This window comes from Zavarzinella formosa DSM 19928 (assembly GCF_000255705.1).
GTDB lineage: Bacteria > Planctomycetota > Planctomycetia > Gemmatales > Gemmataceae > Zavarzinella > Zavarzinella formosa.
The window spans coordinates 1-680 of sequence record NZ_AIAB01000576.1; the positions used below are offsets into that span (position 1 = coordinate 1).

1 protein-coding gene is annotated in these 680 nt (G+C 66.0%); it reads left to right on the forward strand.

Annotated features, from left to right (window positions below):
* Positions 1-570, forward strand: a 570-nt coding sequence (locus BGIM_RS47995) for a transposase (protein ID WP_020467923.1), incomplete at its 5' end; no start/stop codon positions are given.
* Between the last annotated feature and the right edge of the window lie 110 nt (positions 571-680).

The following is a 680-nucleotide window of genomic DNA, read 5'->3' on the forward strand; positions in this document are numbered from 1 at the left end:
GCCCGGAAAATGAAGATGCCCGACGGCGGTTATCGGCCGGCGTACAACGTGCGATTCGCGACGACCACGGAGGGGGGAGCCGTGGTCGGGGTGGCGGTGCCGAACGAGGGGACGGACGCGAATCAGATGTTGCCGATGATCCGTCAGATCGAGGAACGCACGGGACAACGCCCGGCGGAGATGCTGGTTGACGGCGGCTTCGCGGTTCGGGACGCCATCGACACGGCCCAGACGGAGGGAACCACGGTGTTCGCCCCGGTGAGGGAGGCGCAAAAGCAACTCGACGCCGGGAAAGACCCGTATGCCCGCAAGAAAGGGGACACGGACGAGACGGCCCGGTGGCGGGCCCGGATGAAGACGCCGGAGGCGAAGGAAACCTACAAACTTCGGGCGGCCACGGCCGAATGGGTGAACGCCCGGGTTCGGAACCGGAACTTTTACCGGCTGACGGTGCGCGGCCGGGACAAGGCGCTGACGATGGCCCTGTGGCACGCGGTGGCCCACAATTTCGGGAGAATCATGACCTATCGCTCCGCCTTTTCAGGGGAGGGTGCGCGCCCGACGACGTAAAACAAGTTGAAATCGGGCGGCGAGGGCTTCCGGAGTCACCGGAAGCCCGGTCGGGCGTTCGCGAGAACGCCGGCAAGACCCGCTCGGGAAGATGCTTTGGCCACGAAGCA